This window comes from Pseudomonas sp., assembly GCF_032058845.1.
GTDB lineage: Bacteria > Pseudomonadota > Gammaproteobacteria > Pseudomonadales > Pseudomonadaceae > Aquipseudomonas.
This window is the reverse complement of sequence record NZ_DAMCCR010000024.1, coordinates 48,165-48,550: the sequence shown is the minus strand read 5'-3', so window position 1 is coordinate 48,550 and position 386 is coordinate 48,165. Positions and strand designations below refer to the sequence as shown.

The window sequence follows — 386 nt, the reverse complement described above, 5'->3', positions numbered from 1 at the left end:
GGGCCAGGCGCAGGGTTTTCTGGCCGACGTCGACGCTGTCGCCAATGGCCAGGCCCAAGGCGACGAGCAAGCGTGGTTCGACCCAGACCTCGCCGGGGGCGGGGCCGCCGCCAGGCGTTTCGGCGCCGTAGGGGGCCGGTGCGCTGCGCAGCTCACCGCGCAGCGGGTACTGCGCGTCGGCGGCCTTCACGCTTGACAGCTGGATACCGTTGTCGCCGCCGACCATGCTGGTGAATTCCACCACGCGCGCATGCGCCAGCCCAGCGGCGCTGCCACGATCGAGCTGTTCGGCGCGTGGTGGCGAGGTGCCTTGCAGCACCAGGTCGGCGCCCAGGAATTCGGTGGCGCGCAGTTGCATGGCGCCGTTCAGGCGTGCGCCGAAGTAG

At 71.2% G+C, this 386-nt stretch carries 1 pseudogene; it reads right to left on the bottom strand.

What is annotated here, in order from left to right:
- Positions 1 to 386, bottom strand: a pseudogene (locus tag RT028_RS07215) (ABC transporter permease); the annotation flags it as partial.